Annotated in this window: 21 protein-coding genes and 1 tRNA gene; 10 read left to right on the top strand and 12 right to left on the bottom strand. The window is 65.0% G+C overall.

Going from position 1 to position 23,989, the window contains the following annotated elements:
* Positions 1–577, top strand: a 577-nt coding sequence (locus CCR94_RS12275) for a GNAT family protein (RefSeq protein ID WP_158254737.1), incomplete at its 5' end; no start/stop codon positions are given.
* A 133-nt stretch (positions 578–710) separates the two neighbouring features.
* Here the strand turns inward: CCR94_RS12275 and CCR94_RS12270 are convergent.
* Together CCR94_RS12270 and CCR94_RS12265 are read right to left on the bottom strand one after the other, a co-directional pair.
* The gene (locus tag CCR94_RS12270; protein WP_146089980.1) at positions 711–944 is read right to left on the bottom strand and encodes a hypothetical protein; all 234 of its coding nucleotides are present in this window, start codon (positions 942–944) and stop codon (positions 711–713) included.
* 80 nt (positions 945–1,024) lie between these two features.
* Positions 1,025–2,320 (bottom strand): RsmB/NOP family class I SAM-dependent RNA methyltransferase, encoded by a 1,296-nt coding sequence (locus CCR94_RS12265; RefSeq protein ID WP_104508138.1) that lies wholly within the window; start codon positions 2,318–2,320, stop codon positions 1,025–1,027.
* Between the two features lie 200 nt (positions 2,321–2,520).
* Between CCR94_RS12265 and CCR94_RS12260 the strand changes: the two genes are divergently transcribed.
* A complete protein-coding gene (locus tag CCR94_RS12260) occupies positions 2,521–2,808 on the top strand; it encodes a hypothetical protein (protein WP_104508137.1) in 288 nt (95 codons plus the stop codon).
* Positions 2,809–2,877: 69 nt separating this feature from the next.
* On the opposite strand, the gene CCR94_RS12255 is transcribed toward CCR94_RS12260, so the two are convergent.
* The 3 genes from CCR94_RS12255 to CCR94_RS12245 all read right to left on the bottom strand — a co-directional run bounded on the left by CCR94_RS12255 (position 2,878) and on the right by CCR94_RS12245 (position 6,037).
* Positions 2,878–3,810: a glycosyltransferase family 2 protein gene (locus CCR94_RS12255; RefSeq protein WP_158254736.1), complete on the bottom strand. Its 933-nt coding sequence runs from the start codon at positions 3,808–3,810 to the stop codon at positions 2,878–2,880.
* A 65-nt stretch (positions 3,811–3,875) separates the two neighbouring features.
* Positions 3,876–5,024, bottom strand: a complete 1,149-nt coding sequence (locus CCR94_RS12250; RefSeq protein WP_104508135.1) for a glycosyltransferase family 61 protein — start codon at positions 5,022–5,024, stop codon at positions 3,876–3,878.
* A 20-nt stretch (positions 5,025–5,044) separates the two neighbouring features.
* The gene (locus CCR94_RS12245; protein ID WP_104508134.1) at positions 5,045–6,037 is read right to left on the bottom strand and encodes a glycosyltransferase; all 993 of its coding nucleotides are present in this window, start codon (positions 6,035–6,037) and stop codon (positions 5,045–5,047) included.
* A 202-nt stretch (positions 6,038–6,239) separates the two neighbouring features.
* Here CCR94_RS12245 and CCR94_RS12240 point away from each other — a divergent pair, with 202 nt between their 5' ends.
* Positions 6,240–7,112: a glycosyltransferase family protein gene (locus tag CCR94_RS12240; protein ID WP_146089979.1), complete on the top strand. Its 873-nt coding sequence runs from the start codon at positions 6,240–6,242 to the stop codon at positions 7,110–7,112.
* Here CCR94_RS12240 and CCR94_RS12235 read toward each other — a convergent pair.
* Positions 7,109–7,636 carry a hypothetical protein gene (locus CCR94_RS12235; RefSeq protein WP_146089978.1) on the bottom strand — a complete coding sequence of 176 codons (528 nt, stop codon included), beginning with the start codon at positions 7,634–7,636 and terminating at the stop codon, positions 7,109–7,111. The genes CCR94_RS12240 and CCR94_RS12235 overlap by 4 nt on opposite strands.
* A gap of 14 nt (positions 7,637–7,650) precedes the next feature.
* On the bottom strand, positions 7,651–9,132 hold the full coding sequence (gene guaB, locus CCR94_RS12230; RefSeq protein ID WP_425332330.1) for an IMP dehydrogenase: 1,482 nt from the start codon (positions 9,130–9,132) through the stop codon (positions 7,651–7,653).
* A 192-nt stretch (positions 9,133–9,324) separates the two neighbouring features.
* Here guaB and CCR94_RS12225 point away from each other — a divergent pair, with 192 nt between their 5' ends.
* Positions 9,325–10,734, top strand: coding sequence for an MFS transporter (locus CCR94_RS12225; RefSeq protein ID WP_244594043.1), 1,410 nt, complete (start codon positions 9,325–9,327; stop codon positions 10,732–10,734).
* Positions 10,735–10,884: 150 nt separating this feature from the next.
* Positions 10,885–11,559: an outer membrane protein gene (locus CCR94_RS12220; protein WP_104508131.1), complete on the top strand. Its 675-nt coding sequence runs from the start codon at positions 10,885–10,887 to the stop codon at positions 11,557–11,559.
* 158 nt (positions 11,560–11,717) lie between these two features.
* Here the strand turns inward: CCR94_RS12220 and CCR94_RS12215 are convergent, their stop codons facing one another.
* Positions 11,718–12,455 (bottom strand): RlmE family RNA methyltransferase, encoded by a 738-nt coding sequence (locus tag CCR94_RS12215; protein ID WP_104508130.1) that lies wholly within the window; start codon positions 12,453–12,455, stop codon positions 11,718–11,720.
* 13 nt (positions 12,456–12,468) lie between these two features.
* Positions 12,469–13,554 (bottom strand): Ppx/GppA phosphatase family protein, encoded by a 1,086-nt coding sequence (locus CCR94_RS12210; protein ID WP_104508141.1) that lies wholly within the window; start codon positions 13,552–13,554, stop codon positions 12,469–12,471.
* Between the two features lie 206 nt (positions 13,555–13,760).
* Between CCR94_RS12210 and CCR94_RS12205 the strand changes: the two genes are divergently transcribed.
* Positions 13,761–13,834: transfer RNA gene (locus tag CCR94_RS12205), tRNA-Gln, on the top strand.
* 461 nt (positions 13,835–14,295) lie between these two features.
* Here the strand turns inward: CCR94_RS12205 and CCR94_RS12200 are convergent.
* The gene (locus CCR94_RS12200; RefSeq protein ID WP_104508129.1) at positions 14,296–17,091 is read right to left on the bottom strand and encodes an FAD-binding and (Fe-S)-binding domain-containing protein; all 2,796 of its coding nucleotides are present in this window, start codon (positions 17,089–17,091) and stop codon (positions 14,296–14,298) included.
* A 369-nt stretch (positions 17,092–17,460) separates the two neighbouring features.
* Here CCR94_RS12200 and CCR94_RS12195 point away from each other — a divergent pair, with 369 nt between their 5' ends.
* From CCR94_RS12195 to CCR94_RS12180, 4 genes are all read left to right on the top strand, one after another.
* On the top strand, positions 17,461–18,222 hold the full coding sequence (locus CCR94_RS12195) for an FCD domain-containing protein (protein ID WP_104508128.1): 762 nt from the start codon (positions 17,461–17,463) through the stop codon (positions 18,220–18,222).
* 105 nt (positions 18,223–18,327) lie between these two features.
* The gene (locus CCR94_RS12190; RefSeq protein ID WP_104508127.1) at positions 18,328–19,104 is read left to right on the top strand and encodes a (Fe-S)-binding protein; all 777 of its coding nucleotides are present in this window, start codon (positions 18,328–18,330) and stop codon (positions 19,102–19,104) included.
* Positions 19,101–20,516 carry a lactate utilization protein B gene (locus tag CCR94_RS12185; protein ID WP_104508126.1) on the top strand — a complete coding sequence of 472 codons (1,416 nt, stop codon included), beginning with the start codon at positions 19,101–19,103 and terminating at the stop codon, positions 20,514–20,516. Before CCR94_RS12190 ends, CCR94_RS12185 begins: the two co-directional genes overlap by 4 nt.
* Positions 20,513–21,151: a LutC/YkgG family protein gene (locus CCR94_RS12180; protein ID WP_104508125.1), complete on the top strand. Its 639-nt coding sequence runs from the start codon at positions 20,513–20,515 to the stop codon at positions 21,149–21,151. Before CCR94_RS12185 ends, CCR94_RS12180 begins: the two co-directional genes overlap by 4 nt.
* A 108-nt stretch (positions 21,152–21,259) precedes the next feature.
* On the opposite strand, the gene CCR94_RS12175 is transcribed toward CCR94_RS12180, so the two are convergent.
* Together CCR94_RS12175 and CCR94_RS12170 are read right to left on the bottom strand one after the other, a co-directional pair.
* Positions 21,260–22,453, bottom strand: a complete 1,194-nt coding sequence (locus tag CCR94_RS12175) for an SGNH/GDSL hydrolase family protein (protein WP_104508124.1) — start codon at positions 22,451–22,453, stop codon at positions 21,260–21,262.
* 43 nt (positions 22,454–22,496) lie between these two features.
* Positions 22,497–23,873: an MBOAT family O-acyltransferase gene (locus tag CCR94_RS12170; RefSeq protein WP_206605829.1), complete on the bottom strand. Its 1,377-nt coding sequence runs from the start codon at positions 23,871–23,873 to the stop codon at positions 22,497–22,499.
* Positions 23,874–23,989: the final 116 nt, after the last annotated feature.

Raw genomic sequence — 23,989 nt, 5'->3', positions numbered from 1 at the left:
TCTGTGTTTCGACGCCTTTCCGGGCCTCGCCGCGCTGTGGTCTCCGCCCCGGCGCGCCATCGTCCGGCCCGCCGACTCGCTGCGCCTGCCCGGCGGCGGGCTTGAGCGCGGCGCGGCCGAAGCCATCCTCGACCGCGATTTCGAGCGCCATCTCGACCTCTGCGACGCCCAACCGGTCGGCGCCGGCCGCCGGCCCGCCTTCCCCGCCGCGCTGTCCGAACTGTTCGCCCACGGCCTCGCCCATTCGCTGGAATTGCGCGACGGCGCGGAGACGCAGGCGGTCATCGTCGGCGTCGCCATTGGCCGGGTTTTCACCGTGGAGGGGTTTTTCGCCCGCGACCGCGCGTCCTTCGCGCGCGCCGTGGCGGCGCTGGCGCGGCATCTGGCGGGGCTGAATTTCTCGGCGGTGGATTTCCGCGCGCCGTCGCCGCAGATCTATGGCCTGCCGATCGAACTGATCAGCCGGGAAGGATTTTTGGCGCTGCTGGCCCAGCCGGGAGGCGCGCGGGCGGGCCGCTGGCGCAAGCCGGCGCCTGAAAAGGCGCCGGACCCGATGGAGCGTCAGCGGGCGGCGTGAACGGAGCGCCTGTGGACGAACGCGTTCGGGGTGACGGGGCCTCTTCCTTCTCCCCTTGCGGGAGAAGGTGTCGCGCGTGAGCGCGACGGATGAGGGGTTCGTTCCTTGCGATGTAGACGATTCACTTGCTTCGTCAATCCACTTGCCGCAGCGAAATCCGCGCGCGACGCCGCCAGAATGGCGCGGCCAGCGCCGCAAAGCCGACCGTCGCCCGCAGGCCGCTGATCATGTCCGGCTCCGCGCCGGTCTCAGCCGGATTAGCCGGCGCGTCCGCGCCGAACGTCACCGACCCCTCGGCGCCAAACGCGGCATTGGCGAAAAGGCCAAACGTGGCGAGCGCGCTCGCCAAGATTTCTTGTGTTTTCATCGCGGCCATCTCAGCCTCCGATTACACCACTTTATTATGCCCCTTTTGCGCGAAACACGCAACGCATGGTTAAGTCCCGGTTAATTTTTTCTGTGGAGCAGCGCGACGTAAAAGCCATCGACATCGTGGCGCGCCGGGGTCAACCGCAGGCCCGGCCCATGCGACGAGGCGGCGGCGTCCAGCCCCTCAATCCCGGCCAGCGCCAGGCTGTCGGCCGCATTTTCACAATAAAAATCCGCATGGTCCACGAGGAAGGCGGCGAGCCTGTCCTCGTTCTCCTCGCACAGCGGCGAGCAGGTGACATAGGCCAGCCGCCCGCCGGGCTTCACATAACGGGCGCCCCGCGCCAAAACTTCGTCCTGCGCCTTCTGCCTCTGCTCCAGCGCGCCCGGCCGCGTGCGCCATTTGGCGTCGGGATTGCGCCGCCAGGTTCCGACCCCGGTGCAGGGCGCGTCGATCGCCACGAGATCGCATTGGCCGACGAGATCGGCGACCGGGTCGGCCTTGCCGCGCGGCGCCCGCACGGTGACGTTTCTGGCGCCGGAGCGCTCCAGGCGCGGGAAAATGGGGGTGAGGCGGCGGCCGTCGGAATCGGTGGCGAACAATTCGCCCTGGTTGTCCATGCTCGCCGCCAGCGCCAGCGTCTTGCCGCCGCCGCCCGCGCACAGATCCAGCGCTTTTTCGCCCGGCGCGGCGCGGCACAGCGCGGCCGCGATCTGCGAGCCCTCGTCCTGAACCTCCACCATGCCCCGCGCGTAAGCCGGCTCGGCGTCGAGCGCGGCGCCGCGCCCGGCCGACCCTTGCGCGATGCGCAGGCCCAACGGGGCGAAACGACAGGTTTGCGCGTCGAGATGGGCGAGTTCGGCCAGCATTTCCGGCCGAGTCGCTTTCAGCGCGTTCACCCGCAGGTCGAGCGGGGCGCGCGTCGCGAGGCCCCTGCCCTCCGCGACCGCGTCCGCGCCAAAGGCGCGCGCGAAATGCGGCTCCAGCCATTCGGGATAGTCGCCGAGCACCCAGTCCGGGGCGCCGGAAAGGTCTCGCGCGAAAAGGTTGGCGCGCTCCTCGTCGCTCAGAGGCGCGGGCGCATGGCCGACGCCGGAAAAATGACTTTCGATCTCCTCGTTGGTCATGTCGCGCGCGAACACCAGCGCCCCGATCATTTCCGCCCTGGGGGTCTCGGATTTCATGATGTAGCGCGCGCAGGCGCGGCGGCGCAAAGCGTCATAGACCAGCGAGGCGATGCCGGCGCGGTCCTTGGAGCCGGCGAAACGGTGCGACAGCCCCCAGTCCTTCAGCGCGTCGGAGGCCGGGCGGCGGCGGATCTCCAGATCGCCGAGGATTTCGATGGCGGCGGATATGCGGGCGGAAGGGTGCATGCGAAGGAGCGCTCGAAAGGAAGGGAGGCCTGTCTTTTCACGAAGCCGCTCCGTGCGCAACTCTTGGCGCAACGCCTGTCGCGGCCGGCCGAAACCGTTCACCCTCGGCGGCAAAGGCGGCTTGCCTTGAGCGCGGCGACAGCGCAAATTGCGCCGGGGCGACAAGAACAACCGCTCCGCCTTTTCGAAGGAGTTGCCTGATGCGTCTCATTCGCTTCCTGTTGCTCGCCATCATGTTCGGCGTCGCGGTTCCGGCCCTGACCCCCCAATCCGTCCAGGCCGCGCCGGTCGCCGCCTTATCCCTCGCCAACCAGACCGCCGCGCCAGATCTCACCGAGAAGACCCGGCTCTATTGCTACAACCGCTACACCGGCCGGTTCCTGCACTGGGGTCCGTGCTACCGCCGGCATCATTACTATCGGCGGCATTACTATTATCGCCCGCACTACTGGCATCGCCGCCACTGGCATCGCCACTATTACTGGTGATCGGCGCATCGCCTGACGTCTGCGCCGCCGGCATTTCCGGCGGCGTCTTTTGGCGCAGACTGGCTGATGTCAGCGGTTGATGTAGTCGAAATTGCAGGTCTGTCCGACCCGCAGCGACAGCGCCTGCGGCGGGCCCATGGCGAGCAGCCGGCGCAGCATTTTTCGCGCGCGCGCGTTGAACGGCGCGCGCAGGCTGTAGGACAGGAGTTTCGACACGGCCATCAGCCGCCAGGCCCAATAACCGTCGTTCTTGCGGATGACATAGAACAGCGACAGGTCGGATTCCGGCTTGGTATCGGAGAGGGCGCTGACGCTGCCCTGGCCGAGATGTCGATAGGACGCGCCGGGAAAGAACACGACGCGCCAGCCGTTGGCGCGCAAGCGGTGGCAGACGTCCATTTCCTCGTAGAACAGGAAAATCGTGGGGTCGAAGCCTCCGCATTGGGCGAAGGCCTCGCGGCGGAACATCATGAAGGCGCCAAAGAGGTAATCGACATCGGCGGGCGCGGCCGCCGAAAGCGCGTGCTTGCGGCGCGGTTTCAGCCGGGTGAGAAAACTTTCGTTGAAGCCGACGGAGCGCACCGGCGCGCCCGCTTCCGACAATTGCTGCGCGCCGATGACGCCGATGTCGGGATGATCTTGCAGATGCGCGATCAGCGGCGAAAAGCAGTCGTCGTCGAATTGCGTGTCGCTGTTGACCAAGGCGATGAATTTCCCGGCGGAATAATTCAGCGCCGTCATGCAGCCGAGGCCGAAGCCGCCGTTGATGCAACTGCGGACCAGCAGGAGTTCGGGCGCGTCCAGTTGCGCCACGGCGGCGCGCAGCGCTTCGAATTTTTCGTTTTCCGAGCAGTTGTCCACGACCACGATTCTGAAGGCGCCGGGCAGGCCCTCGCGCAAAACCCGCAGCGCCGAGGACAGGCAGCGCGCCGTCAGTTCCGGCGTGTTGTAATGCACGATGGCCACGGTGAGCGTTTCGTCGCCGGCCGCCGAGATGGTCATGAACCGCACTCCGGAGTTAAGAGGGCAAGAGTGTTTTTCGCGCGAAGCTTCATCGCGCGGCGCAGTCAATCCGCGCCCCGAGGATCGAGGTGGAACCACGGTTCGGGCGACGAACCCGGCTCGCACAGGGAGTCGATGGCGGCCTTCAGGCGATCCGTTTCGAGATCGCCCTCGCTGGCGTTGAGAAACCGATAGTCCTGCCCGCGATTGCGCGCCAGAAAATACATCCATGGCCGCAGATGCGGCTCGTTGGACAAATGCCGGTTGATTTCGAGCACCTTGAGGGAGCGCCGGCCGAAGAGCAGATTGGTCAGCGCCGCGCCATGGGCGGCGATGACCGCATCGGCGTTGTGGAACAGTTCGGCCTGCTGAAGGAAATCGTGATCCTCCGGATATACAGGCGTGAAGCCGCGCGATTCGGCCTGGGCCATCACCCGGCCCGCCTCCGCGTCGCCCAGCCTTTGCTTATCGCGCCGCGCGATCAACAGCCGTCGCGGCGAGGCCGGGTTGACGCGCAGCCGCGCCCGGAGCGGTTCAAACGCCCGGTCGAAGGCGGGAAGGCACGTGACCAGCGTGTCTTCGGCCTGATCGAGGAACAAGCCATAGCCGCGCCGGAAACTGTAGATGCCCGGCTTGAGCCGCAGGATGCGGTCGGACATGCCCGACAGGTCGAGCGTCTGCTCCCAGGTCCGGCGCGACATGCCCATGCGCCAGCGCTTGGTGGACTCGCGGTAGTCCGGAACGACGATGTCGGCGTCGAAACCGGCGATGCGTCTGGCCAGAAGCGCGCGGGCGACGCCGAAGCACAGCCAGTGATAATAATTGCCCCAGGCGCAATCGACCGAGGTGAACACATCCCGGTCGAGCGGAATGGCGCTCCGCCGCAACTCTTCCGGGCTGGGGACCGGCGTGCGATCGTGACGGAACATGCGGAATTTGTCGAGCAGCGCGCCCGTGCGATCGATGAGCACGCCATCCTGGCGGGGACCGATCCAGAGATAGCCGTCCTCGACCATGCCGAGCTTGAGCGTCAGCCGGTTCGGCAGCCGTCCCTGTGCGAAACATGCGGTCAGCAGGGCGCTGGATTGGCCGGGATAGGCAGGGACGACATGCCGGCCGGGATCGACCTCCACATCGAATTCATCCATCTCGACGAGGCGATGGACCGACGAAAACGCATCGGTGACGCGCGGCGACGGGCGCTTGCGAAACAACACTACTTCCACTCCCGCGTTCAAGAGGCCCAGGGCAGCATGTCCGTGCTCTTGTCGGTAAGCCAAGGCTGGCGCGCGTGCAACTTGCCGCCGTTGACGATGATCTCGTATTTTTCCAGATAGCCGCGCGCCATCGCCATCGCGTTGAAATTTTCGCGCGCATAATCGTGGCAGCGGCGGGGATCGAAGGCGTTGGCCTCGACCGCCGCGACGAGTTCCGCTTGCGAAGTCGAGACGAAGCCGACGTCCTCGACGACCAGTTCCCGCAACGAGCCATAGGGCGTGGAAAACACCGGGCAGCCGAAATACAGGCTCTCGATCACCACCAGACCGAACGGCTCGGTCCAGCGCACGGGATAGATCAGGCCGCGCGAGCCGTTGAGCAGCCGGGCTTTTTCCGCGCCGCCGACCATGCCGTGAAAGCCTATGCCCGGCCAGGGCGTGAAGCGGAAGCCGCGCTTGAAATTGAGCCGATGGCCGCCCAGAACTTCGAGCCGCGCATTCGCCGCGCGGGCGATGTCGATGGCGCCGCGCACATTCTTTTCCGGCGCCGCCGCCTTGGCGAGAAAATGATAATAGGCCCGCTTTTCGGTGAAATCGACCGGGCCATAGGCGTCCCAGTCGAGGCCGTTGTAGACATACTGATCGGAATTGTGCCGCGCCGCCTGATCCTTCGAGATGAACACCGTGTTGAGGAAGCGATGGGTCGGCGCCGTGGTGGCGTTGCCATGCTCCGTCATGATGTAAGGCAGGTCGAAATCATTGTCGGCGTCGAAGTCCGGCAGGGTCTGGACATGAACGATATCGACATTGCGCGGAATCTGCTGAAACAGCGGCTTTTTCCGATCGAGCGGGCGCACGTCGGCGAAATCGCACCGCGAGCCCGGCCGCACCAGGAAGGTCACCTTGTGGCCGAGCTTCGTCAGCGCCTTGCCAAGGTCGAAAACCACGCGCTCGGTGCCGCCATAGGCGAAGACGGGGATGACGGCATTGTGGACGAGCAGAATGTGCATAAAATAATCCAGACCCTTGAAAACACTACACGCTTTCACCCTTTCTATCCGCCCAAGTCAATCAGCGCGGCGGTTTCTCCAGTTTGATTTTCGTTTCGCGCGCTGATTTCCTTCTCCTTGGGTCGCCTTGATGCGCGTGGGAACGGCCGCGCCGCGCTTTCGCGCCAAATGACGGCCCTCAGTCGGACAGCTCAAACTTGACATGAGGCAATGCGCCGGAAAACTCTTCGCGCTTGGTAGCCAAAGCCTGCTCTCGTTCGGCAAGCATTGCACAAGACGTAAAGCGATCGCCATGCATATTCTTTCCCTGACCTCGACGCCGCCGCGATTTCAATATCTGCCGCGGTTTTTTGCGAACCTGATGAGGCAGCGGGCGAAACCGGATCGGATCGAACTCAACATTCCCATTAATTACAGACGCTTCCAGGGCGAAGCGCCGACCCTGCCCGGTCTTCCGGACTACGTCAATGTCATGCGTGTAGACGATGATTTAGGCCCGGCGACAAAAGTCTTGCCGACTGCGGCGCGGTGGCGCGACAGAAATCCATTCATTGTGTTTTGCGACGATGACCAATTTTACGACAAGGACTGGTTCGGCCGCTTGGTTGAACTCAGTCGGCGACGGCCCGCGGACGCCATTTGCGAACAGGGCGGTTTTTTGTCGAGTGGAAGCCACTTGCGTCGGCGGCCCAGCGCAATCGAACGTCTGCGCGAGATCAAGAACCTCAAATACCGATTGAAAAGACTGGCGACTTTTCTTGGTTTGGCCGACAGCCGCCGGCAATTCGAACAGAGCGGCTACGTCGACTTGTTGCACGGCTACGGTGGCGTTTGCATCCGCCCAAACCAGTTTCCCGCCGAAGCATGGTCCATACCGCCCAATATGTTTACTGAGGATGATTTCTGGCTGTCCGGTATGTTGAACTTGAACAATGTGGGCATATGGTTGAATGCCGAGAGTAAAAAACCGTCGGTGTTCCGCGCCTCATCCAAAAAAGATCCGCTGATGCAAATCAACAGCGCCGAACATCGCTGCGCTGAATACATGATGCAGACTTATGGCGTTTGGGCTTAAAATGCGTTGACGAGAACCTGCGCGCCCCAGTGGACGCTGAAGACAGACGTCCGTTCACAGCGGAAACCCTGCGCGAGAAGAGTCGCGGCGAGCGTGCGGTTGAACCAGCCATGGCCGACCAGCAGGCTCGGCGCGTCAGCGATGAGAAGTTGCGCGGCCCGCCGCGCGCGAAGCCGCAACGCCTCGCGTTGCGCGGACGCGCCAGCCGACCAGTTTTCGCGCCCGCGCGAAGCCGCGCACCAGACGGCCAGCGGCCAGCGTCCGGGCAGATCAGGCGCGACCATCGACTCTTCGCCAAAGACCGGATCGAACAGCCAATCGCCCTCGGGCGCGAGCCGCAAGGCGGACTCTTTTGCGCGCGGCATAGTGCTGGCGAACAGGCGCACGCCCTTGCAAAGCGCCGCCACCCGCGCAGGCGGATCGCCCGGCGCGAGGCCGGATTGTTCATAGGCCGCGCAAAAAGCGGTGAAACCGGCGCTGTCGGGCAAAAAAGGCCGGTCGCAAGCGACCGGCCCGTGTCTCACCAGAACGATCCGCCTCACAGCCCCGTCGGGTAGTTCGGGCTTTCCCGCGTGATCGCGACGTCATGGACGTGGCTTTCGCGCAGGCCCGCGCCGGTGATGCGCACGAAGCGCGCCCGCTGCTGGAACTCGTCGATATTGGGCGCGCCGACATAGCCCATGGCGGCGCGCAACCCGCCGGCGAGCTGGTGCAGGATCGGGCCGACCGGGCCGCGATAAGGCACCTGCCCTTCAATGCCCTCCGGCACCAGTTTTAGCGCGTCGCGCACGTCCTGCTGGAAATAGCGGTCGGCCGAGCCGCGCGCCATAGCGCCGACCGAACCCATGCCGCGATAGCTCTTGAACGAGCGGCCCTGGTAGAGGAACACCTCGCCCGGCGCTTCCTCGGTGCCGGCGAGCAGCGAGCCGATCATCACCACCTCGGCGCCCGCCGCTATGGCCTTGGCGAGATCGCCGGAATATTTGATGCCGCCGTCGGCGATCACCGGCACGCCGGCCTTCTTGCCTTCGCTGGCCGCCTCCATCACCGCCGTAAGCTGCGGCACGCCGACGCCCGCGACAATGCGGGTGGTGCAGATCGAGCCGGGGCCGATGCCGACCTTGATCGCGTCGGCGCCGGCGTCAATGAGCGCCTTGGCCCCCTCGGCGGTGGCGATATTGCCAGCGATCACGCCGACGCTGTTGGAGATTTTCTTGATCCGCGTCACCTGATCGAGCACGCTCTGCGAGTGACCATGCGCCGTGTCGATCACGATGCAATCCACCCCGGCGTCGATCAGCAGTTGCGCCCGCTCGAACCCCTTGTCGCCGACGGTGGAGGCGGCGGCGACGCGCAGGCGGCCGGCCGCGTCCTTGGCGGCGGCGGGATACTGGGTGGCCTTTTCCATGTCCTTGACGGTGACGAGGCCGACGCAGCGATAGTCATCGTCCACCACCAGCAGCTTTTCGATGCGGTGCTGGTGCAGCAGGCGGCGCGCCTCCTCCTTGGTGGACCCCTCGCGCGTGACGATGAGCTTCTTGGTCATCAGCTCGCAAACCGGCTGCGCCGGGTTTTCGGCGAAGCGCACGTCGCGGTTGGTGAGAATGCCGACCAGCTTGCCCGGAAAACCTTCCGGTCCGCGTTCGATGACGGGAATGCCTGAAATCGAATGGTGGCTCATCAGGGCGAGAGCGTCGGCCAGGGTCTCGTCGGGGAAAATGGTGATGGGATTGACCACCATGCCGCTTTCATAGCGCTTGACCTTGCGCACTTCCTCGGCCTGCAATTCCGGATCGAGGTTGCGGTGGATCACGCCGAGGCCGCCAGCCTGCGCCATGGCGATGGCGAGACGAGCTTCCGTGACCGTATCCATGGCCGAGGAAATAATCGGCAAATTCAAGATGATGTCGCGCGTCAGGCGGGTCTTGATGGACACGCCGGAGGGCATGACTTCCGAATGCCCCGGTCGCAACAGCACGTCATCGAACGTCAAGGCTTCGGTCAGAAGGGGATGAGTCAAGGCCAGCTCCGGTTATGTTTTCGGGCGCCTTACCCTTGGGAAAGGTCGGTCGGCGCCGGGAAAGGTGAGTTGGCGCGTGCTCATAGCATTTCGGACGCCGCAAACCAAGTGCGCGGGACAAATTTGGGCGTGTTTCTTGCAAAATGGCCCCGCCGGGCTACACAGAAGCCGTGTCTCCGTCCGGATGAAGCCTTGCGCCCTTTCCTCACGCCGCTGATCGTCGCCTGCGCCCTGTTCATGGAGAATCTGGACTCGACCATCGTGTCCACCTCCCTGCCCGCCATCGCCAGCGACCTGCACCAGGACCCGATCGCGCTCAAACTCTCCATGACCTCCTACCTGCTGGCGCAGGCCGTGTTCATCCCCGCCTCCGGCTGGGTGGCGGACCGCTTCGGCGCCCGCACCGTTTTTCGCGCGGCGATCCTGGTCTTCACGATCGGCTCGATCCTGTGCGGCCTGTCGAGCACCCTGCCCCAGTTCGTCGCCGCCCGAATCGTGCAGGGCTGCGGCGGCGCGATGATGGCGCCGGTCGGCCGCCTCGCCCTGATGCGCTCGGTCGAGCGCAGCGATCTGGTGCGCGCCCTGGCCTGGCTCACCATTCCCGCGCTGATCGGCCCCATGCTCGGCCCGCCGGTGGGCGGCTTCATCTCCACCTATTTCCACTGGCGCTGGAATTTCTGGATCAACGTCCCCATCGGGATGTTGGGCATAACCCTTGTCAGCCTCTACATCGGCGAGTTCCGCGAGGAAAACCCGACGCCTTTTGACACGCGCGGCTTTGTTCTCTCCGGCCTCGGCCTGTCCAGCGTGATCTTCGGCCTGACCGTGCTGGGACGCGGCTTCCTGCCGCTTGCGGCGATTGTGGCGCTGATCCTGTTCGGGCTGATCTGCCTCGCCCTTTATGTCCGCCACGCCAGAACGGCGCCAAGTCCGATCCTCGATCTGACCCTGTTCCGCATAAAAACCTACCGCGCCAGCGTGATCGGCGGCTCGCTGTTTCGCATCGGCGTCGGCGCCACGCCGTTCCTGCTGCCCTTGCTGCTGCAACTCGGCTTCGGCATGACGCCGTTCCAGTCGGGCCTCACCACCTTCGTCGCCACCGCCGGCGCGCTGATCATGAAGGCGACGGCGGCAAGCGCCCTGCAAAAATTCGGTTTTCGCACGGTGCTCCTGATCAACGGCCTGATTTCGAGCCTGCTGCTGGCCGCCATCGGCCTGTTTGGCGTGGCGACGCCGCAGGCCGCGCTGATGGCCGTGCTGTTCGCGGGCGGCTTTTTCCGCTCCCTGCAATTCACCGCGATCAACGCCTTGGCCTATGCCGATATCGACGCCGCGCGTTTGAGCAAGGCCACCAGTTTCTACGCCGTGGCGCAGCAACTCGCCCTTTCAGCCGGCGTCACCTTCGCGGCGGCGGCTCTGGAGATCGCCCGCGCATTGTCCGGCGGCGCGCTGGGGGCGAAGGAATTTCCGCCGGCCTTTTTCACCGTCGCCCTGATCTCCGCGACGTCGCTGCTGGTCTTTCTGCCGCTGGCGCGCGACGCGGGGTCAAAACTTTCGGGCCACGGCGGCGAGGCGGAGGTCACCAAGCCGGATCCGGCCTGACGACATGTGTCCTTTCCGCCACAAGCGCCCGGATTCAAGGTCCCTCCGTATTTATAAGGATAGGTCGGGCACAGGTGCGGACTTAAGCTTGACGCAAGTTACGTGGACGCATTCCTTCAACGCTTTGCTGCAACAGCAGGAGACACTCTCATGTTGAAACGTCTCGCTCCCGCACTTATCGCGCTTGTCGCCGGCCCGGCGCTCGCGGCCGATCTTCCCAGCACCAAGGCCGCCCCGGTCTTTGTCCCGCCGGTCGTGGCTTACGACTGGACCGGCCTCTACATCGGCGCCGATGTCGGCGGCGCCTGGGCCGAAGGCCGCTACTCCTCCCTTCCGGGCTCCGTCAGCGTGAACGGCGATTCGATCCTGGGCGGCGGCTTCATCGGCTATAACAAGCAGTATGGCCAGTTCGTCCTCGGCCTCGAAGGCGACGTGCAGGGCCTCGGAATCGACAAGACAGTCGGCGTGCTGCGCGTCCAGCAGAACCTGCTGGCCGCCATCAACGGCCGACTCGGCGTCGCCTTCGACCGCATCCTGGTCTACGCCATCGGCGGCGTGGGCTTCTCCGACACCAAGTTCTGGAACAACGGGCCGTCCTATACCGACAGCGACGTCGGCTTCGACATTGGCGGCGGCGTCGAATACGCCTACCTGCCGGACTGGACCCTGCGCGCCGAATATCGCTATTACGATTTCGGCAAGACGAACAAGACCACGCTCGCCGGCGCCAATTTCGGCTTCGAGAAGACCGACAACACGGTTCGCGTCGGCGTCGCCTACAAGTTCGGCGTGCCTGCCGCGATTCCGGTCGTGGCCAAATACTGATCCCGATCCGGGCAATCGAACACGCAAGCCTCCGCGACACTGGAGCATGATCCCAAAAAGTGGACACCGTTTTTTGGAAAAGATCATGCTAAAACAAAGAGTCTAGAGCGTGATACGTTTCCGTGGGAACGCATCACGCTCTAGTCGCGGAGGTTTTTTTATTTCGGCGCGTCTTCTTTAGCCGCGTCTTCGCCTCGCGCGCCGCGAAACCCCGTGGCCAGAACGTAAAGCTCGGACGAATCGGCGCGGCTCGCCTGTGGCTTGACGTGGCGCACCACGGAAAAGTCGCGCTTGAGCTGGGTGACCAACGCGCCGGTTTCGCCGCCCTGGAACAGCTTGCACAGGAAATACCCGCCCGGCGTCAACACTTCGCCGGCGAAGGCCGCCGCCAGTTCGCCGAGATGCACGATGCGCAAATGGTCGGTGGGCTTGTGCCCGGTGGTGTTGCCGGCCATGTCGGAAATCACGCCATCGGCCGCGCCGCCGAGCTTGGATTTCAGCCAAACCGGCGCCTCGTCGGCCATGAAGTCCTGCACCGCGAAGACGACGCCCGGAATCGGCTCGATGTCGAGCAGGTCGAGGCCGACGACACAGCCCTTGCCCTCGACCGACTTGACCTTTTTCGCCGCCACCTGCGACCAGCCGCCCGGCGCCGCGCCGAGATCGACGATGCGCTGGCCGGGCTTGAGCAAATGGTATTTCTCGTCGATCTCGACCAGCTTGAACGCCGCGCGGGAGCGATACCCCTCGCGCTTGGCGCGGGCGACATAGGGATCGTTGAGCTGGCGCGACAGCCAGAGGTTGGAGGAGAGCGTGCGCTTGCGCGCGGTTTTCACGCGGGTTTTCAGGCCGCGTCCGCCCTCGCCGCCCCCCGATCCGCCGGAAGATTTGGTCAAGTGTCTGAGTCTTTCACGCGAAGGATTTGTCAGCCCGCATCAATTCCAGAAGCATGCCTTCGCGCAAGCCCCTATCCGCGATTCGGACGCGCTCGGAGGGAAAACAGCGGCGAATGCCTTCGAGAATGGCGCAGCCGGCGAGAACAAGATCGGCGCGATCCGGCCCGATGCAGGCGTTGCGCGCGCGCTCCGCGAAGGTCATCGCGCGCAGCTTCATCATCACCGCGTCGATTTCGGCGTGCGACATCCACAGGCCATCGACGCGGCGCCGATCGTAGCGCGCCAGATTGAGGTGGACGCCGGCGAGCGTGGTGACTGTGCCGGAGGTGCCGAGCAGATGGAAGCGGTTGCAGCGCTCCTCCTTGGCGGATCGGGCGAGGAACTGCTGCAATTCGGAGACGACCAGCTCGGTCATGGCCGTGAATTGGTGAAAACTGACTTCGGCGCCGCCGAACCTTTCCGCCAGCGTCACCACGCCAAGATGGAGCGAGGTCCAGTGGCGCACCTGCGCATCCAATTGCTCGTTCCTTGCGCCGTGTTTCGGCGAGAGCCAGACGATTTCCGACGAGCCGCCGCCGATATCGAACAGCAGCACGCTCTTGGCCCGCGAATCGGCCAGCGCCGCGCAACCGGTCGCGGCCAGCCGCGCCTCGGTCTCGCGGCCGATGATCTCCAGTTCAAGACCGGTCTCCTCGCGCACACGGACGACAAATTCCTCGCCGTTTTCGGCGGCGCGACAGGCTTCGGTGGCGATCAGCCGGGCGCGCGAGACGTCGCGCGCCGCCATTTTGTCACGGCACACCAGAAGCGCGTCGATGGTGCGGGCAATGGCGGCTTCGGATAGAAGCCCGTTCTGGCCGAGTCCCTCTCCGAGGCGAACGATGCGGGAAAAGGCGTCGATGATTCGGAACGATTCGGCCCCGCCCGGCGTGGGGTCGCGGGTTGGCTTGGCCACCAGCAGGCGGCAATTGTTGGTGCCGAGATCGAGCGCGGCATAAACCCCCTTGGCGCCGCGGTCGAAAGGCGCGGACGCATCCAGGCGTGGCAGGCGCGCCGCCGCCGCTCTGCCCGCGAAGCCCTCCGCTCCTGTCGCGCTCAAGGATGTCAAGCCGTTCTCCCCCTGGCGCCCTTACGAGAACGCACTCTTTAACAGCACACAATAATCCGCGAACTTCGCGCGCGACAAGACATTTCGACGAGGTCGCGCGCGAAGATGTTGTCGGCGGGCGTTTTAAGGCTTGCGCAACGCCGCTGTCTTGGCTATTTCAACCGAACTTCGACGCGGGCTGATTTGCCTTCGTTCGTTGGGGAATAGTTCAACGGTAGAACAGCGGACTCTGACTCCGTCAATCTTGGTTCGAATCCAGGTTCCCCAGCCAAAGCTCTGCTAAGTCTCTGATAAAAAAAGTATAGATTGTCTGGTGCGTGGTTTTTGCGTGAGGCCGCAGCCTGAACTGTCCTCCCGCACTGTCGCCGAGGAGAAAAATGGACGGTCTTTGCCGGGATATTCGTCTTCGCTGTGGCGCCTAACGGTTCAGCGAGAAGCTCAAAACCACGGCTGGCTGGAAGGCGATCGAATTCTCATAAGAATTCGCCAACCTCAGTCGCGACAATGGGCGGCGCGCGCGGGTCAATGCGCGGCTTCACTTCTTGAGCCGGCTTGCCATGGCCGGTTTTCGCGTCCAAATCCCACCCTTTGTCGTTGTGTCTCAGCGTCCTTTGCTTCGAGGGCGTGAAGGATTTGCGCCGCCTGCTCCGACCGGACCGCCTTCGACCGCATCTTGGCGCTCGCCTCCGGCGAAGGCGCCCGGCGGTGGTGAAATCCGCCGAGGCGCCGGTTTTAGCGCGAGGCTTCGTCCAGCAGGTGCAGGATCGAGCGGTAGCGCCGGCCGGAATGGCTGGAAAGGCCGATTTCGCAGGTGCGGTTGCTGGAATAGCCCTCGCGGCATGTCTCCGGCAGCGCCTCGGCGAGAGCGCGCAGGGCGTGGTCGTTGAGTTCGGGCGTGTAAAAACCCTTGTCGCCGGCAAAACCGCAGCAGGTGACGCCCGGCGGGGCGATGACGTGGTCCGCGCACAGCCCCGCCAGCTCCATCAGCGCCGGGGCGAGGCCGGCTTTTCGCAGGGTGCAGGTGGCGTGGACCGCGATCGGGTCCGACAGCTTGGCGAAGGTCAGGCGCGGCGCGATTTTGGCGTGCAGGAACTCGACCAGATCGAAGGGCTGGAACTTTTCGTCGGAAAACGCTTTCATCCGCGCGGCGCAGGGCGAGGCGTCGAACACGACCGGAATCGGCTCGTGCGAGCCGAGTCGCTGCGCCAGTTCGCGCGCCTTGGCGTTGGCGGCGTCGGGGAAACCCTTGGTGTCGAACGACTGGCCGCAACAGAGATCGTCGGTTTGGTCCGGCGCGATCAATTTATAGCCCGCGCGGGCGAACACGCGCGCCGCCACCGTCACAAGCGGGTCCGACCCGTCGCCGGCCGCTGGCCCCATGGTGCGGCTGGCGCAGCTTTCGAAGAACAGCACGGGCGCGCCTTCGCCCGGCGCCGGCGCGGACGAAGTCCGTTTCGGGCGCGGCATGGCGGTTGACCATTGCGGCGTCCCAAAAACCTTGTTGGCGGCGCCCGAAACCGTTTTGAGCGCCTTGGCTCCCACCACGCGCTCCACCGCCGCGCCGACCGCCAGACCGGCGCGGGCGACGCCGGTCACGGCGGCGAAATGGCGCGCCGCCGCGCCCGCGACCGCCTTGGCGACAAAACCGCGCCGATCCGCGCGCAGACTGCGGGTGTAGCGGCCGACGTCGATCTCCAACGGGCAGACCGTCGAGCACAGCGAACAGGCGGCGCAGGTGGTATCGCCGGCATAAAGGTAATCCCGCTCCATCGCCGCCAGTTCCGGCGCGTTGGGATCGTCGCAGCGCAGCCGCCGCATTTCGCGCGAGGCGGCGATGCGCTGGCGCGGCGACAGGGTGAGCCCCTTGCTTGGGCATTGCGGCTCGCAGAAGCCGCATTCGATGCAGCCGTCGATCAGCGGCGTTACAGCCGGCATGGATTTCAGATTCTTCAGGTGAATTTCGGCGTCGTCGTTGAGCACCACGCCGGGATTGAACAGGTTTTCGGGATCGAGCAGATTTTTGACCCGGCGCATCACGTCGGTCGCCGCCTTGCCCCATTCGCGCTCGACGAAGGGCGCCATATTGCGGCCGGCGCCGTGCTCGGCCTTGAGCGAGCCGTCATATTTGCCGACCACCAGCTCCGCCACCGCCTCCATGAAGCCGCCATAGCGCTTGACCTCTTCGGGCGTGTCGAACCCCTGCGCGAAGACGAAATGCAGATTGCCTTCCAGCGCATGGCCGAAGACGATCGCCTCTCTATAGCCATGGGCGTCCATCAGGGCGCGCAAATCCATGGCGGCTTCGGCGAGGCGCTCCACCGGGAAGGCCACGTCCTCGATGATCACCGTGGTTCCGGCGGGGCGCTTGCCGCCCACCGCCGGGAATATGCCTTTTCTGATGTCCCAGTAGCGCGCGGTCACCTGGGGGTCGTGGCTGAAGGCGACGCCTGTCAGCGTGCTGGCGGAATCGATGGCGGCGACAACAGCCGAAATGCGCGCCCTGAGGTCGGCGGCGTCGGGCGCGCGCGCCTCGATCAGCAGCGCGCTCGCGGCGGGGCCGAGCGCGTCCACATTGACCGGCATGCCCTTTTTGGTCTTGACGCTTTCCAGCGCGGCGCGGTCGAGCAACTCCACCGCCTCGGCCGGCGTGTTTTTCAGCGCGGTCACGGCGCGGCAGGCGTTTTCGAGATCCTCGAACACGACAAAGGCCGAGGCCTTGTCGGCATAATCGGGCACGGTGCGGTAATCGACGCGCGCCAGAAAGCCCAGCGTGCCTTCCGAGCCGATCATCAGATGGGCGAGCATCTCGATCGGATCGGAAAAGTCCACCAGCGCATTGATCGCATAGCCCATGGTGTTCTTGCGGCGATATTTTTCCTGGATGCGCGCGGTGAGCGCCGCATCGGCGCGTATGTCCGCCGCAAGCGCCGCCAGTCCGTCGAGCAGGGGTTTGTGGGTGGCGCGGAAGGTGGCGATGATGGCCGGGCTGGACGTGTCGAGCACGGCGCCGTCGGCCAGCATCACCCGCAGCGCGGCCAGCGTGTGATAGGAATTCTGCCCGACGCCGCAGCACATGCCCGAAGCGTTGTTGGCGGCGATGCCGCCGATCTTGGCGGTGGCGATGGAGGCGGGATCGGGGCCGATCTTGCGCTTGAACGGGAGCAAACGCCGGTTGGCCTCGCCGCCGACCATGGCCGGGCCGAGTCGGACGATCTGTTCGGCTTCGTCGTAGGCGAAGCTGACAAAACCTTCGCCGAGGACGATGAGCACGCTGTCGGTGACCGCCTGGCCTGACAGCGACGTGCCGGCGGCGCGAAAGGTGACGGGCGCGCCGGCGCTGCGGCAGGTGGCGACGACGCCCGAGACTTCCGCCTCGCTTTCCGCGATCACCACGATTTCAGGCGTGAGGCGATAAAAGCTGGCGTCGGTTCCAAGGCTGAGCCGGCGCAGCGGATCGGTGTGGATGCGCGCGGGCGGAACCACGGCGGAGAGATTGCGCGTCAGCGCGGCGTAATCGACGGAACGCATGGCTGCGTCTCCTGAAGCTTGAGCGAAAACCGCGAGGTGAGGGCTACTGGAATGCGCGGAAAGTCGCAAGGCCCTCCGCCATCGACGGCTTACTCGCCCACCACCGGAATGACCAAGGGGACGACAAATTGTTGCAGGATCGCGGCGGCGAAGGACGCGGCAAGCTGTCCCCGATGGGTTTGAGCCGTTGAGCGAACATGTTTCCTCCCCGACCGAGCGGCCCGCGCTATTGTTGACCACACACATAACTGGTCTTTTTAATTGACCACTGTCGGATAGTGGATCGGTCGTGGCTTGACAATAGTTCCTTGGACCGATCTTTTGCGCGGTGATAGGATGAGATCCGACTCTCTTTCCCGACGCGTGGCCATGGAACCTGTCCGCAATCTGAAACTGTCCGACGCCATCGCCGACCACCTTGAGCAATTGATCCTGGAAGGCGCGCTGCGTCCCGGCGAAAGGCTGGCCCCCGAGCGCGAGTTGGCGGACAAGCTCCAGGTGTCGCGGCCGTCGCTGCGCGAGGCGCTGGAAAAACTGCAAAGGCGCGGGCTGATCGAGACCGGCCGCAGCGGCGCCTTCGTCACCCAGTTCATGGCGCCGCTGACCGAGCCGCTCGCCGTGATGATGCAGGCCAACGACCAGGCCTTGCTGGATTATCTGGAATATCGCGCTTTGGTGGAGGGCGAGGCGGCGCGTCTCGCCGCGCTGCGCGCCACCGAGCCGGAGCGCGAGGCGATGACCGCCTGTCTCGACAAGATGCGCGCCGCCCACGCCAAGGACGACCCCACCGACGAGGCCGACGCCGACGCCGACCTGCACATGATGATCTACGAGGGTTCGCATAACCTCGTGATGCTGCACATCATGCGCGCCTTCTCCGACATGCTGCGCCACGGCGTGTTCTACAACCGCCACCAGCTCTACACCCATCCCGGCGCGCGCGAGGAGCTGTTGCGGCAGCACCTCGATATCGGCGAAGCGGTGCTCGCCCGCGACGCCGAACGCGCCAGGCAAGCGGCGTCGCGCCATATGGTGGCGACGGCGGAGACCTTGCGCGCCATCCGCGAGGAGCAGACCCGCGTCGCGCGCGCCCTGCGCCGCATGGGCCGCTCGGAATTTGTCGCATCGTAAGCGTTGGTCGGTTTAATTGACCACTGTATTCAGCCGCGTTACACAAGAGCAAAAGCGGCCGAACGCGCGTTTTTTTGCGCGTGAAAACCAACAGGCGGTCACATCATGGTTCAAAACGTCCATCCGGGAGGGCCGCGAGTCGGCCTGTTCGCCACCTGTCTCGTTGACATGCTCCGGCCCAATATCGGCTTTTCGGCGCTGGAGCTGTTGCGCGCCGCCGGTTGCACGGTCGAGATTCCGAAAACCCAGACCTGTTGCGGCCAGCCGGCCTATAACAGCGGCGACGATGCTTCCGCGCGCAAACTGGCGCGGCAGGTGATCGAGATTTTCGAGGGTTTCGACTATCTGGTGGCCCCGTCGGGCTCCTGCGCCGCCACCATCCGGGTGCATTATCCCGACCTGTTCCGCGCCGAACCGGCGATGCGCGCCCGCGCCGAAAAGCTCAGCGCGAAAACCTGGGAGTTGCTGAGTTTCCTGGTCGATGTGCGCGGTTTTGCGCCGACCGGCGTCTCCTGCAAGGCCAGCGCGACTTATCACGACACCTGCTCGGGCCTGCGCGAACTCGGCATCAAAACCCAGCCGCGCGCGCTGCTTTCGGCCATAGAGGGGCTGGAGATGCGGGCGCTGGAGGGCGAGGAAACCTGCTGCGGCTTCGGCGGAACCTTTTGCGTGAAATATTCCGAAATCTCCGACGCCATTGTCACGGAAAAGGCCGAAAACGTCGTCGCGACCGGCGCCGACCTGCTGCTTGGCGGCGATCTCGGCTGCCTGCTCAACATGGCCGGCAAATTGCGCCGCGCCGGCGCGCCCATCCGCGTTTTCCACGCCGCCGAACTGCTGGCGGGCCGCGCCATCCACGCCATCGGCGAGGAGAAGCCATGAACGCGGATCGGGGAGAGCTTGCCGGGACTTTCAAGGAAAGGGCGCGGAAGGCGCTGGGTGACGCGCATTTGCGAGTCGCGCTCGATCGCACCACCGGCAATGCGCGGACCAAACGCGCGGCGGCCGTGGCCGCCTGGCCGGATTTCGACCGGGCGCGGGCCGCCGCCGCCGCGATCAAGGACCACGCGCTGCAAAATTTCCCGTATTATCTCGAACAATTCGAGCGCAACGCGCTGGCGTCGGGCGCAAGACTTCATTGGGCGCGCGACGCCAAGGAGGCCTGCGCCGCCGTCATAAAAATTTGCCGGGAGACGCGGGCCAAGACCGTCACCCGCTCCAAAAGTATGTTGGGCGAGGAGATCGGCCTGCCCCATGCGCTCGCGGAGGCGGGCGTTCGCCGCGTCGAGACCGATCTGGCCGAACACATCATCCAGCTCGCCGGGGAAACCCCGTCGCACATCATCTGGCCGGCGGCGCATCGCACCCGCGAGGATGTGTCGAAACTGTTTGAAAAACACCACCGCGACCATCTGTTGCTGACCGAGGTCGAGGCCATGGTGGACTCCGCGCGCCGTGAATTGCGCGACGATTTTTTCAGCGCGGACGTGGGCATTTCCGGCGCCAACTTTCTGGTGGCCGAGACCGGGGCGATCTGCACCATCACCAATGAGGGCAACGCCGAACTCACGACCACGCCGCCGCGCGTGCATATCGTCACCGCCGGCATCGAAAAGATCGTCGCCACCACCGAACATGCGCTGCAATTGACGCGGGTGCTGGTGCGCTCCGCCACCGGCGCCGACCTGACCCAATACACCACGTTTCATTGCGGGCCGAAGCGCGCCGGCGACCTGGACGGCCCCGAAGAGTTCCACATCGTGCTGGTCGATCACGGCCGCACGCAAATGCTTGAGGACATGCCGGAAATGCTGCGCTGCCTGCGCTGCGGGGCCTGTCTCAACCATTGCGTCGTCTATCGCAAGATCGGAGGGCACGCCTATGGCGGCGCCTATCCCGGCCCGATGGGCTCGGCGATCACCCCGGTGTTCGACGGGCTGGAGCCCTCGCGCGACCTGCCCCACGCCTGCACGCTCAACGGCCACTGCAAGCAGGTCTGTCCGGTGGACATTCCCTTGCCCACCATTTTGCGCGACTGGCGCGCCAAAAGTTATCGCCAGGGGTTTGAGTCGCGCGCGGTGAGACTGGGGCTGGCGCTTTGGGCCTTTATCGCCAGCAAACCGGCGCTCTACCGCGCCGCTCTGGCCGTGGCCCTGCCGCTGCTGCGGCGGCGCGGCAAGGACGGCTGGATCTCCGCCCTGCCCTTCGCGCCCGGTTGGACGGAAAGCCGCGATTTCCCCGCGCCCCCGGAGAAAACCTTTTTGGCGCGGATCGCCTCGGGAGAAGAGGCATGAGCGCCCACGACATCCTTTTCGCCGCCTTGCGTCGGCTGTGCCCCGATGAGGAAGTCCCCGACGCGATCGCGGCGCGAGCGGGGGCGTTGGCGCGCGCCATGCAGGCCTGCCTGCCGCCGCTGGAATTTCCCGATCTCGTCGAAAATTTTGTCGCCCGAGTCACGGCGGAAAAGGTCGGGGCGACCGTCGAGGTTTTGGCCGGCTGGGAACACCTGCCAGACGCGGTCGCGCGCTATGCCCTGGCGCAGGGACTCGAACAGGAAGTGGCGCTGCAACCCGATCCGCGCCTGCTCGCGCTCGATTGGGGTTTTGTGCGCGACGTTCCGCTCAAGTCCGACACGATGATCGCCGTGGGCGTCGCGCGCGGCGGCATAGCCGAAACCGGCTCGCTGCTGTTCCATTCCGGGCCGGACGCCCCCACCCTCTATGGCTTCATGCCGCTGCACCATATCGTCGCGCTGGAGACGCGGACGATTGTGGCGCGTTTCGAGGATTACACCGCGCAGGAACAGGGCAAGCCGCATCCGCGCAATGTGAATTTCATCACCGGCGCATCCGGGACCACCGATATCGAGGGCGTGCTGGCGCGCGGCGCGCATGGGCCGAGGCGGCTGCATATTTTGTTGATCGGGTGAGGTCAGCGGCGCGACGGGCGCCCCCTCATCCGTCTCGCGCTTCGCGCGAGCCACCTTCTCCCGCAAGGGGAGAAGGCGTCACCCGGCGCCTCGCTTTTTCTGTCTTTTTCACCGCCGCAGGATCGGCCCCGCTTCCGCGAAAGTATCGCCCAGCAGACCGCAGATGCGCGGCGCCAGGGCCTGCGCGAACACCGCATTGCCGGCGCGGTTGAGGTGACCCGTTCCGGTTTGCGCGCCGAAACCGTGCAACCACGCGCCGGTTCTGCGCACCTGCGCCCGCGCCTCCTCCTCGATGTCGAGCAGCGGCGCGTTGACGCTTTGCGCGAGGGTCATCCAGTCGCGGCGCAGCGGGTTCGGGGCGAGCGGGCGGTCGCTCAGGGCGTCGGCCTCGGGCGTGATCGTCACCGCGAACCTTATGTCATGCGCTTGCACGAGGCTGGCGATCTCGCCGAACGCCAGATCGCGGCCGCGGCGGTAGCTCTCGTAAATCGCCGCCTCGTCCACGGCGGGGGCGGCTTCAGGTTTCGCGGCCGTCCGGGCGCGGGCGCGGCGATATTGCAGCAGATATTGCAGCAGGCGGCTGTGATCGCTGGCTTGTTGCAGCAAATTCGCCGCGTTTGAGGATTTCTCGCGGTAGTCCGGCGTGTCGAGATAGGACAGGTTGACGATGATCCCGGCCTCGGCCTGTTCCAGACGCGGCGAAAAATTTTTCAGCGGGTCGAGGTCGCCGGGAACCACAAAATCGTTGACCTGCAACAGCACCATATCAGGCGAAAACGTGAGGCCGTAGTCGCGCAGCATCAGGAATTGCTGGTGGATGGTGAAGCCGTCAACGCCGAGATTGATGGTTTCGACCTCGCGGCCGGCCAGCGACGGGCAGCCGCGCAGGTTTTCCGCCAGTTTGGCGACATAGCCGTGCTCGCGCGCGACCTGCTCGGCCACCGAATAAGAGTTTCCGATCACGACAATGCGGAAGGCGTCGGCGGGCTTGGCGCGGTCGTGTTCGAGATCGTGAAAGCCGTGGCTGTTGAACGCCACGCGCGAAACGCCCTCGGCGGACTGGATGCCGCTGACATTCGGCCGGCCGGCATAGCCGACTTCCGGGAGGTCGGGATGATAATGGCCGCGTCCATAGGCGAGCGTCTGCACCGCGCCCCAGCCGACCACGCGCATGGCGGTTTCGATCGCCGCCAGCGCCAGCGCGACGCCGAGGACGACGACGCCCCCGCCCTTGAGGAGCGCGCTAGAGCGTCTTCCAGCGAAGCGGATGCCGGTTCGCGTTAAGAAAACGCGTAAAAACAAAAAACTAGAGCCCCGATCCGATTCAATCGGATCGGAAAAGGCTCTAGAAGTTGAAGTAGATGAAGGGCGAGACGCCATGACGCATTCCGGAAAGGGAAACCACGAACAAAAGCAGGGTGGTGGCGAAGCCGGTGAAGGCCAGCGGCGCGAGACGCGCGCCAGGCCAGGGCGGCGCGCGCAACCTTTCGGCCCAGCCGATGATGCGCTGCGAATTGGGCGCGAACAAAGTCAGCGCCAGCAAGGCCGCGATCCAGGCCCAGTCCGACCCGGCGAGCGCGCCGAACAGGGCTTGCGGAACTTCGCGGACCACGCCATCGCCCGGCGGCGCGTCGAAGCGGACCATGCCATGCAGCACACGCAGCGCGCCGTCGAGCGAGGTCGCGCGGAAGAACACCCAGCCGACCACCACCGCCAGCAGGGTGGCGGCCTGGGTGAACGGCGCCATCCACGCCCGCCATGCGACGCCCAGCGCGCGGGCGAGCGCGCGGATGGCGTGATCGACGATCAGATAGGCGCCATGCAGCGCGCCCCAGATCAGGAACGTCCAGCCGGCGCCGTGCCACAGGCCGCCGAGCGCCATGGTCGCGAACAGGTTGAGATAGCGCCGCACCGGACCTTTGCGGTTGCCGCCAAGCGCGATGTAGAGGTAGTCGCGTAAAAAACGCGACAGCGACATATGCCAGCGCCGCCAGAATTCGACGATGGAGCGCGATTGGTAGGGGGAGTTGAAGTTCAGCGGCAGATTGATGTTGAACAGGCGGGATATGCCCAGCGCCATGTCGGTGTAGCCGGAAAAATCGAAATAGATCTGCACGGTATAGCCCAGCGCGCCGCGCCAGGCCTCGACGGCGTTGAGCGGGCCGGCGCCGTCGAAGATCTGGTCGGCGATGGGCGCGACGGAATCGGCCAGCCCGACCTTCTTGATCGCGCCGATCAGGAACAGGGCGAGGCCGAAGGCGACATTTTCGAGCGAGACGCGCTTGTTCGAGGGATCGGCGAATTGCGGCATCATTTCCGCGTGATGCAGCACCGGCCCCGCGATCAGATGCGGGAAATAGGTCACGAACAGCAGGTAGTTCGGGAAATTGCGCTCCTTGACCTTGCCGCTGAAGCTGTCGACCAGGAAGGCGATCTGCGTGAACGTGTAGAAAGAAATGCCGAGCGGCAGCACGATTTTGGCCACGTCCAGATGGACGCCGGCCAGCAGGTTGAACGTGTCGATCAGCCAGTTCATATATTTGAAATAGAGCAGGCAGCCGAGATTCAGCGCGATACCCGCGATCAGCCAGACCCTGGCCCGTCCCGGCGCGCCCTCTCTGGCGCCGGCGATGCGCACGCCGACGGCGTAATTGGTCAGGATCGAGGCGAGCAGCAGGCCGACCAGCCGGACATCCCACCAGGCGTAGAACGTAAGCGGCACGAGCCTCCCACATGGCGGTTTTCGTTGGAATAGTTGAGACTCGCTGGGGTTGAACCTGAGCGAGCTTCGTAAATCCATGCATCAAGCCAGAGATCAAGGCGCCTCTTACCAACGGG

This window comes from Rhodoblastus sphagnicola (assembly GCF_002937075.1).
Lineage (GTDB): Bacteria > Pseudomonadota > Alphaproteobacteria > Rhizobiales > Beijerinckiaceae > Rhodoblastus > Rhodoblastus sphagnicola.
Note: the sequence above shows the minus strand (reverse complement) of the source record. Positions and strands in the feature narration are given on the sequence as shown.

Bases quoted from the DNA above. Each gene is read 5' to 3' on its own strand.
- CCR94_RS12270 (WP_146089980.1), bottom strand. From the start codon at position 944: ATGAAAACACAAGAAATCTTGGCGAGCGCGCTCGCCACGTTTGGCCTT.
- CCR94_RS12265 (WP_104508138.1), bottom strand. From the start codon at position 2,320: ATGCACCCTTCCGCCCGCATATCCGCCGCCATCGAAATCCTCGGCGAT.
- CCR94_RS12260 (WP_104508137.1), top strand. From the start codon at position 2,521: ATGCGTCTCATTCGCTTCCTGTTGCTCGCCATCATGTTCGGCGTCGCG.
- CCR94_RS12255 (WP_158254736.1), bottom strand. From the start codon at position 3,810: ATGACCATCTCGGCGGCCGGCGACGAAACGCTCACCGTGGCCATCGTG.
- CCR94_RS12245 (WP_104508134.1), bottom strand. From the start codon at position 6,037: ATGCACATTCTGCTCGTCCACAATGCCGTCATCCCCGTCTTCGCCTAT.
- CCR94_RS12240 (WP_146089979.1), top strand. From the start codon at position 6,240: ATGAGGCAATGCGCCGGAAAACTCTTCGCGCTTGGTAGCCAAAGCCTG.
- CCR94_RS12220 (WP_104508131.1), top strand. From the start codon at position 10,885: ATGTTGAAACGTCTCGCTCCCGCACTTATCGCGCTTGTCGCCGGCCCG.
- CCR94_RS12200 (WP_104508129.1), bottom strand. From the start codon at position 17,091: ATGCGTTCCGTCGATTACGCCGCGCTGACGCGCAATCTCTCCGCCGTG.
- CCR94_RS12195 (WP_104508128.1), top strand. From the start codon at position 17,461: ATGGAACCTGTCCGCAATCTGAAACTGTCCGACGCCATCGCCGACCAC.
- CCR94_RS12190 (WP_104508127.1), top strand. From the start codon at position 18,328: ATGGTTCAAAACGTCCATCCGGGAGGGCCGCGAGTCGGCCTGTTCGCC.
- CCR94_RS12185 (WP_104508126.1), top strand. From the start codon at position 19,101: ATGAACGCGGATCGGGGAGAGCTTGCCGGGACTTTCAAGGAAAGGGCG.
- CCR94_RS12180 (WP_104508125.1), top strand. From the start codon at position 20,513: ATGAGCGCCCACGACATCCTTTTCGCCGCCTTGCGTCGGCTGTGCCCC.